This is a genomic window from Latilactobacillus fragifolii, from assembly GCF_905332535.1.
Taxonomy (GTDB): domain Bacteria; phylum Bacillota; class Bacilli; order Lactobacillales; family Lactobacillaceae; genus Latilactobacillus; species Latilactobacillus fragifolii.
In genome coordinates, this window is record NZ_CAJOCF010000012.1 from 24615 (window position 1) to 34036 (window position 9422).

General features: G+C 41.8%; 7 protein-coding genes and 1 other annotated feature (1 of these 8 only partly in view). Of the genes, 5 read left to right on the top strand and 2 right to left on the bottom strand.

Annotated elements, in window-relative coordinates; translation table 11 throughout:
- Positions 1–23, top strand: a binding site (T-box leader) (it extends 188 nt beyond the left edge of the window).
- Between the two features lie 44 nt (positions 24–67).
- The 3 genes from ileS to J7Q78_RS09680 all read left to right on the top strand — a co-directional run bounded on the left by ileS (position 68) and on the right by J7Q78_RS09680 (position 5979).
- Entirely contained in the window at positions 68–2854 is a 2787-nt protein-coding gene (ileS, locus tag J7Q78_RS09670) for an isoleucine--tRNA ligase (RefSeq protein ID WP_208422064.1), read from the top strand.
- A 166-nt stretch (positions 2855–3020) separates the two neighbouring features.
- Positions 3021–3569, top strand: coding sequence for a TetR/AcrR family transcriptional regulator (locus tag J7Q78_RS09675; protein ID WP_154242177.1), 549 nt, complete (start codon positions 3021–3023; stop codon positions 3567–3569).
- Between the two features lie 331 nt (positions 3570–3900).
- Complete coding sequence (locus J7Q78_RS09680; protein WP_208422063.1) at positions 3901–5979, top strand: DNA topoisomerase III; 2079 nt, start codon at positions 3901–3903, stop codon at positions 5977–5979.
- A 58-nt stretch (positions 5980–6037) separates the two neighbouring features.
- On the opposite strand, the gene J7Q78_RS09685 is transcribed toward J7Q78_RS09680, so the two are convergent.
- Entirely contained in the window at positions 6038–6883 is an 846-nt protein-coding gene (locus tag J7Q78_RS09685; protein WP_208422062.1) for a DNA/RNA non-specific endonuclease, read from the bottom strand.
- An 80-nt stretch (positions 6884–6963) separates the two neighbouring features.
- Positions 6964–7956 (bottom strand): LacI family DNA-binding transcriptional regulator, encoded by a 993-nt coding sequence (locus J7Q78_RS09690; protein WP_208422061.1) that lies wholly within the window; start codon positions 7954–7956, stop codon positions 6964–6966.
- Between the two features lie 138 nt (positions 7957–8094).
- On the opposite strand from J7Q78_RS09690, the gene J7Q78_RS09695 reads away from it, so the two are divergent.
- Both J7Q78_RS09695 and J7Q78_RS09700 read left to right on the top strand, forming a co-directional pair.
- Positions 8095–9261: a galactokinase gene (locus J7Q78_RS09695; protein WP_208422060.1), complete on the top strand. Its 1167-nt coding sequence runs from the start codon at positions 8095–8097 to the stop codon at positions 9259–9261.
- A gap of 28 nt (positions 9262–9289) precedes the next feature.
- On the top strand, positions 9290–9422 hold a 133-nt coding region (locus tag J7Q78_RS09700), incomplete at its 3' end, for an NAD-dependent epimerase/dehydratase family protein (protein WP_208422284.1).

A 9422-nucleotide genomic window follows, 5' to 3' on the forward strand; every position in this document is an offset into this window, starting at 1 on the left:
ACCACGAAGATTTCGTCCTATTCTGGGCGGAATCTTTTTTTGTTTTTTAAAATAAAGGAGTGATTTGATGCGTATCAAAGAAACATTAAACCTAGGGAAGACGGCCTTCCCAATGCGAGCAGGTTTACCTAATCGTGAAATCGATTGGCAAAAAGGTTGGGCTGATAACAACCTTTATCAACAACGGCAAAAATTAAATGCAGGTAAACCTTCATTTGTGCTTCATGACGGACCACCATTTGCGAACGGCAACATCCATATGGGCCACGCCTTAAATAAAATCAGTAAAGATATCATTGCCCGGTATAAATCAATGAACGGATTCCGGGCACCTTTTGTCCCTGGGTGGGATACGCATGGTTTACCAATCGAACAGGCCTTGGCTAAAAAAGGAATCAAGCGAAAGGAAATGAGCCTTGTTGATTATCGTAAACTTTGTTATGACTATGCCATGGAACAAGTCAACAAACAACGCGAAGACTTCAAACGGCTAGGCGTTTCTGCTGATTGGGATAATCCATATATTACGTTAACTGCTGACTTTGAAGCAGAAGAAGTTCGCGTCTTTGGTGAAATGGCTAAGAAAGGTTATATCTATAAAGGTAAGAAACCCGTTTACTGGTCACCTTCATCAGAATCAACATTAGCGGAAGCTGAAATTGAATATAAAGACATCAAATCACCATCAATGTACGTTGCGTTTAACGTGGTGGATGGTAAGGACTTATTAGATGCTGATACCAAATTTATCATCTGGACAACAACCCCATGGACAATTCCAGCTAACTTAGGGATTGCAGTTAACCCGGCTTTTGATTACGTTCAAGTGCTAGCTGACGGTCAAAAATACGTTGTTGCTGCAGAACGTTTGAACAAGATGACCGATCTTCTTGGTTGGGAATCAGTGGCAATCTTGAAGACTTTCAAGGGGGCTGACATGGAATTGATGACAGCTCAACACCCATTATACGACCGTAAATCGTTGGTTATCTTAGGAAACCACGTTACGTTAGAAACTGGGACAGGGTTAGTGCATACGGCCCCAGGTCACGGTGAAGACGATTATAACGCTGGGACTAAATACAAGTTGCCTGTTCTTTCCGTCGTTGATAGCAAAGGGATGATGACTGAAGATGCGCCTGGTTTTGAAGGTGTTTATTATGATAAAGCCAACCCGATGGTCACAGAAGCGCTTGAAAAGAATGGTTCATTATTGAAACTCGATTTCTTCACCCATAGCTACCCCCATGATTGGCGGACTAAAAAACCGGTTATCTTCCGGGCAACTGCCCAATGGTTTGCTTCAATCGATGCATTCCGCGAGCAAATTTTAGAACAAATCGAAAAAGTTGACTTCATGCCAGAATGGGGTAAAACGCGTCTTTACAATATGATTCGCGATCGTGGCGACTGGGTTATCTCGCGTCAACGAGCATGGGGGGTGCCATTACCAATCTTCTATGCTGAAGATGGGACAGAAATTATCACGCCAGAAACAATTGAACGGGTGGCACAACTCTTTGCTGAACACGGTTCAAACGTTTGGTTTGAATGGGATGCTAAAGACTTATTACCAGCTGGGTTTACCCATCCTGGTAGTCCTCATGGTGAATTTACAAAAGAAAAAGACATCATGGATGTTTGGTTTGATTCAGGTTCATCACACCAAGCTGTATTAGCAGCGCGTGATGAATTAACTTACCCTGCAGACTTAATCTTAGAAGGTTCTGATCAATATCGTGGTTGGTTTAACTCAAGTTTAATCACCAGTGTGGCGGTTGGTAAAGTGAGTCCTTACAAGGCGGTTATTTCACAAGGCTTTGTCTTGGATGGTAACGGTCGTAAGATGAGTAAATCACTTGGCAACACAATTTTACCTGAAAAGATTATTAAACAAATGGGGGCGGATATTGTGCGTCTCTGGGTAGCTTCAGTTGATGCGAGCTCAGATGTGAAAGTCACAATGGAAAACTTCCAACAAGTCAGTGAAGCTTACCGTAAGATTCGGAATACAATGCGTTTCATGATCGCTAACACAACCGATTTTGATCCTGCTAAAGACACAGTGGATTACGCAGAATTGGGTTCAGTTGATAAGTTCATGTTGGTTCGTTTAAACGCAATCATCGCAAGTTGTAAGGCGGCTTATGATGCTTACGATTTTGCAACTGTTTATAAGACAATCAACATGTTCTTGACTAACGAGTTATCAGCCTTCTACTTAGACTTTGCTAAAGATGTTGTTTATATCGACGGTCGCGATGATGCATCACGGCGTAACATGCAAACCGTTTTCTATACGGTTACAGTAGCCTTAACGAAGTTATTGACGCCAATCTTGCCACATACAGCTGAAGAAATCTGGCGTTATTTACACGAACCAGAAGACTTCGTTCAATTAGCTGAAATGCCAGAAGTGGCGCACTTTGCTGGTGAAGAAGAGTTGGTTGAAACCTGGAACGCCTTTATGGAAATTCGGGACGCTGTTTTAAAAGCCCTCGAAACTGCCCGCATGAACAAAGTCATCGGTAAGTCATTAGAAGCGGCCGTGACGCTTTATCCAAATGAAGTGAATGCTGCTTTATTAGCTTCATTAGATGCTGATGTTAAGCAATTATTGATTGTCTCACAATTAACGATTGCTGACCAATCAGCTGTTGTCCCAGCAGAAGCAACTCAATTTGATGGCATTGCGGTTAGTGTAGATCATGCAATAGGTGATGTTTGCGAGCGGTGTCGGATGATTAAGACGGACGTTGGGTCAGATGCTAAATTTCCGATGCTTTGTGCGCGATGTGCTGCGATTGTCACAGCTAACTATCCAGAAGCAGTTGCGGAAGGTTTAGAAAAATAATTAGCGAAGGAAAGCGGGGCGCCGCTCAGATGCGCCCCGCTTTTTTGTGCAATTGATAATAGTTAGATAACGTTTTCATGACGATTGTATTAATCTTTGTTAATAATATCACCGTTAATAATTGTTTGTTGGTAAAATAATAATAGTAATTAGAGCGGGTGGGTAAATGACACGACGACAAGCAACTAAACAGTACATGGCGATGATTTTAATTGAATTGTTAATGGATCAAAAAGCGACGAAATTGACGGTCGCTACTTTTTTGAAGACGGCTAATTTATCACGAACGACATTTTATAATCATTTTCCAACGGGAATGTGCGGTCTGTTTCGGTGGACGCTTGAACAACAAATTATTCAAAAAGTTGATGCGAGTATTGTCAGCGGCGATTGGGAATCTGGGTGTCATGAAGTTGTTCAATTCATCGCACGATATCGCATGTTTTGTTTGAATTTATATTATTTAGCGGATTATCCGGAACGCCGCCGATTTTTTGAACAGGTGATGAAACAAATCATTCATAAGGCATTACGCCATTACCAAGCACAATATACCCCACAACAGTTAAATCATTTGGAAGACTTTTATAGCGGTGCAATCATCCGCCAATTAGATTGTTGGTTTGAAAATAATCTGCAAACTGAGCCAGAATTGATTGATGAACGATTATGCTTTAACTTGAAGCAGCTCGAGCAAATCATTAAAAGTGACTAAACAATTTAGTAAGATTGTTCATTTTTTAAACAATTCATTACCTTTGTCACTGGGAAGTCACCCGGGTTTTGGTACACTAAGGATGTACCAAAAAATAATATTAATAGCAACTCCACACAATGAAAAGCCCTACCAGAAGACGGTAGGGCTTTTTGGGTCCTTGTCCAAAGAGATATGGGAGAAAGATAGCACTTTAAACTGATTGCTTAGCAACTTTTATTTTGACAGCCACCATATTATTATTTAGGATTTCCGGTTTGGTTCCGCCACAACATGCGTTATACTATTAGTCAGTGACTATTTTGTTGAATTGAATTAAGAGGGATTTTAAATGCTTAAAAAATTAGTGATTACCGAAAAACCAAGCGTTGCCAAAGAGCTTGCTAAAGTATTAGGAACCAATCAGAAAACTAAAACCTATTTTGAAGGCGATCAATATGTCATTACTTGGGCGTTTGGTCATCTTTTAGCATTACAATTACCGGAAGATATTAAAAAAGAGTGGCAACAATGGCGTTTGGAAGATTTGCCAATCATTCCGAAACATATCGGTCTAAAACCGTTACCTAAAACGGGTGGGCAATTGAAAGCTATCAGTCGTCTTGCAAACCGTAAAGATATTTCAGGGGCAGTCATTGCAACTGATTCGGGGCGTGAAGGGGAAGCTGTTGCCCGCTATATTTTGGAATGGATTAAATTTGATAAGCCCGTCGAACGACTCTGGATTTCCTCACAAACGACCAAGGCGATTAAAGAAGGTTTTGCCAATTTAAAACCAGCTAAGCAATTTGATAATTTATACGCATCAGCGTTAGCACGTGGTAAAGCTGATTGGTTGATTGGCTTGAACGTCACGCGGGCGTTAACGACGAAATATGAAGACAACCTATCAGCGGGGCGGGTCCAAACACCGACATTAGCTTTTGTGAACGAAACGGCACAACAAATTAACCGTTTCAAACCGCAAACGTACTATACGATTCATTTGACAGTCGATCAACAACAAGCTACCTTACAATTAGCGAACCCGCAAAGTATCAAGACACGCCAAGCTGCTGAGCAACAAGTTGCACAATTGCAACAAGCCAAGGGGCAAGTGGTTAGTGTTAAAACAACGCAAAAATCACAGTCGGCGCCTTTACCGTACGATTTAACAGAACTCCAGCAAGTAGCTAACGCGAAGTATGGCTTGTCAGCGAAAAAGACGTTATCCTTGATTCAATCATTGTATGAAATCCATAAAGTTGTCAGTTATCCACGAACGGATTCGAAATATCTGTCAACTGATATTGAAGGGACCTTGAAAGAACGTTTATCGGCGTTAGTTAAATTTGATCCGCGCGCTAAGCAATACTTAGGTCAAGGAAGCCAGGTCAAACAAAAAGCGGTCTTTAATGACGGCAAAGTGACCGATCATTATGCTTTAATTCCGACTGAAGAACCAGTCCGTGCTGAAAAACTATCAACGGATGAACTGCGCATGTATCGCTTAATTGTTGAACGCTTCTTAGGACTATTTGCCGCTCCCTATGTGACCGCTGTTACGAAAGCCATCGTTAAGTTTGGCGAACAAACCTTTACGTTTAAGCAAACAAAAGTGGTGCAACAAGGCTGGCATGTTGCTGATAAAGAAGGCCAACCAACCGCAACGGTTGACTACTGGCAAGAAGGGATGGCAGTTCGCGCCAATTTTGCGATTAAAGAACAATTGACGACCCCCCCTAAGCCATTGACTGAGGGGACTTTACTTGGAAAGATGGAACATTACGGGTTAGGGACGCCTGCTACTCGTGCGGAAATCATCGAAAAACTCGTCCGTAGTGAACTGTTAGAACGCCAAGGCCATGCATTAGCTGTTACACCAAAAGGCCAACAACTTTTGCAATTAGTTAATAAGACGTTAGTTTCACCAGAATTGACTGGGAAATGGGAACAGTCACTTGAAGCGATTGCTAAAGGCCAAGAAAATCCGAAGGCGTTCATCACTGAAATCGAGGGGGCAACTAAGACCTTGGTTAGTGAAATTAAAAAAAGCGAGACAAAATACCGTGATTTTGCAGTGACAAATAAGAAATGTCCGGAATGTGATCATCCGTTAAAAGAACGGAATACGCGTGACGGCAAGTTTTATGTCTGCACAAATTGTCATTATCGGCGTCGCAAAGATCCGAAAGTTTCCAATCATCGTTGCCCACAATGTCACAAGAAAATGGTGATTATTGAAGGGCAAGGGGGCGCGTACTTCCGGTGTCTTAATGATGGGACAACGGAAAAGATGCGCGCTAAAAAAGACCGTCAAAAGAAAATTTCTAAACATGAAGAGCGCCGCTTGATTCAAAAAGTGAACCAAGCAGATGAGCCGGCGGAAAGTCCATTAGCCGCTGCATTACGTAAGGCAATGGAAAAATAAGCTAGCAAAAGAGGTAGCAACTAGAATTATTCTGGTTGCTACCTCTTTTTTTGGTTGTTTAGAAAAGTTGTTTTACTTGTTGTTTCGTTCGATCTACAATATTTTGCCCGTCTTTGACTTGCATGCTGGCGTCTAGATGGGAACGCCCAGTCATGTAATCAAATGCGACACCGGGTTCAACATTCCAGACGTAATCGTTGAAATTTAGGGTCCCATCTGTTGAAATAGCTTGAACCCAGTAGCCACGGGGCATGAGTTCATTGCCGCGGAAGACGGTGGTGACTTTGTAAATGACTTTTTGATTGGCTTCGAGCGCCGTGCGGACTTTTTCTTCAAAAATTTGCATCGTTTTCTGATTGCTGTACTCACTCTGGGTGGCTAAGTTAAGGGGATTATCTAAACTGCCGGGTTGACCAGCTTGGAAGTTACCGTGTTGATCAAAATTGAATGTGAGCGTATAGGCGATTAAGTGGCCACGATTTTGTGGTGTAATGCGTCGCCCGTTGACGATTAATGGTTGATTATGCCAACCGGTTGGATTCCAAATTTGGCGTGTCCGTCCTTCTGATTTACCCAAATTTCGTTTGGATAAGTAAGCTGTGGCGCTGGTTGTTCGATTAAGTTGGTCCAGTTGCCCATAGACAATCTTTTCACCTTGCCAATTTGCTGCGGTTAATTGGCTTTGGTTGTTGTTAATTGGTAGATAGGCGGCAGTGCCGCTTTTAAAATCTTGATTAGCAATGGCTTGATAGTCGGGACTAACCGGGGGGTTTGGTTTAGCAGATTGTTCAGTGGTGACTGTATTAGGCAATACATTTTGTAAAACATTGTTACGACCGCTGAGATAACCAACAGCTAAAATGGCAATGGTTAAGATGGTTCGTCTAAATCTTTTTGTTTTCAAAAGCGCTACTCCTTTTAAAAATTGACTTGAAACAAGTGAAAAACCCACGAGATGATTTGATCATCGGTGGGCTGATGGCTTTATTTTGAGCTATTACGTAGGGTCAGCGTCGTGCCAATCGTGATGACCTGGGGGATAATTTCGCTAGCGCTAAGTTGTTTGATAAGTAACTCAGCGGCTGATTGTCCCATTTGTTCAGTATAGACTTTAACGGAACTTAATGTTGGGAACGTGTATTGACAAATCGAGGTGTCATTGAAACTAATTAAGCTAAGCTGTTCTGGTACTTTAATGCCTGATTCGTGCAAAGCCCGTAACGCTCCGACTGCCATGGCATCATTGGCGATAAAGAAGGCTTCTGGCAAATTGGCACTGTGTTTTTGCAGCAATTGCATCATAAGTTGGTAACCTGATTCTGCTGTAAAGTCACCAGTTAAAACCCAATCGGGGTGATAGTTTTGCTGAGCTGTGAGTAGGGTTTTAAAATGAATGAAACGAGGATCTGGTCCCAATTTAATCTTATCAGCGGTGCTTTCTTGACCGGTTAGCATACCAATTTTAGTTAAGCCAGCAACCGTAAAGTGGTCGATGACGGATTTAATTGGCGTTTTAAAGTCTGTCATAACACAACTGACTTCGTAATCTAACGTATTCATGTCGACAAAAACGAGGTTTTGGTTTAATTTTTTGAGCCGTGTTATTTGAGCTGGGCTGTATTTACCAATGATCACAGCACCGGTTGCCTCATGGAGTGTCTCAAATGAATCGTTTTGAAAGAACCGAGTGACTTCATAACCGAGTTCTTGCAGTTTTTTCTCAACACCCAGTCGAATGGAGAGGTAGTAGAGATCTTCTAATTCTTCTTTGGCAGTATACCATTCGACAATTGCGATGCGCCCGGGTTGTTGGTTCATTTTACGCGTATTTTTGCGATAGTTTAAACTTTCGGCGGCTTCAAAAATTCGTTGCCGCGTTTCATCGCCAACCGAAAGCGTCTGATCATAATTCAAGACCCGCGAAACCGTTGCATTCGAAACGTTCGCGAGTTGAGCAATATCTTTGATTGTTGCCAAGGTGCACCCCTCAATTCAATGTTTACTATTACTTAGTTTAGCATAAGCAGTGAAAAGAAAGCGATAGTTAATAAAAAAGATTGATTTTTTAGTAAATATTTAGTAAAATGAAAGCGATTAACAAAGGAGGAATTTACGATGAACATGACAGAATTAAAGACCGCATTCGAAAATACATTCCACAGAGCACCAGAAGCGAGCTATTTCGCTCCAGGCCGGATTAACTTAATTGGTGAACACACTGATTACAACGGTGGCCATGTTTTCCCAACGGCTATCACACTAGGCACATATGCCGTAGTTGCTAAACGTGATGACCAAACGATCAATTTATTATCTGGTAACTTTGAAGATGCGGGTGTCATTTCATTTGACCTTGGCGACTTATCCTATCAAAAGGCGCACAACTGGGCAAATTATCCAAAAGGGATGATTGTTTACCTCCAAGAACAAGGCTATTCAATCGATAAAGGATTGGATATTTACTTAAAAGGCAATATTCCCAACGGCGCCGGCTTATCATCATCAGCATCAATTGAATTATTAATGGGTGTGATTCTAGAAGATCAATTTCATTTAGATATTGACCGGGTTGACCTTGTTAAAACGGGTGTGATGGTTGAAAATAAATTTATCGGGGTTAACTCGGGCATTATGGACCAGTTTGCCGTTGGGATGGGCAAAGCCAACCATGCTATCTTACTAGACACGAACACATTGGATTACGATTTAGTCCCAATTGATTTGCAAGACAACGTAATCATCATTATGAATACCAATAAGCGCCGTGAATTAGCGGATTCTAAATACAATGAACGCCGTAGCGAATGTGAAAAGGCCTTAGCTATTTTACAAACGAAGAACGCAATCCAATCACTAGGCGATATGGATAATGAAACTTTTGATTTACAAACATACCTACTACAAGATGAAACCTTATTAAAACGTGCTCGCCACGCGGTTTCTGAAAATCAACGGACAATGAAGGCCCGTGAAGCGCTTAAGAACAACGACCTTGAACGCTTCGGTAAATTAGTTAATGCCTCACATGTATCATTGCAATTTGATTATGAAGTAACGGGGATTGAATTAGATACACTAGTTCAAACCGCTTGGCAACAAGCAGGTGTATTAGGTGCACGAATGACAGGTGCCGGCTTTGGGGGTTGTGCGATTGCAATTGTTGCTAAAGACCAAGTCGATAATTTTAAAACGAACGTTGCCAAAGTTTATACAGACAAGATTGGTTATGCTCCAAGTTTCTACGTGGCAGAAATTGCCGATGGCGCTAAAAAGTTAAGTTAATCAGTCAACTGAAGAGGAGCGTGATAATATGACCGTTTTAGTACTAGGTGGTGCGGGCTACATCGGCTCACACACCGTTGATCAATTAATCCAACGCGGCACAGATGTGGCCGTTGTCGACAATCTTGTTACTGGCCATCAAGCAGCCGTTAATCCACAAG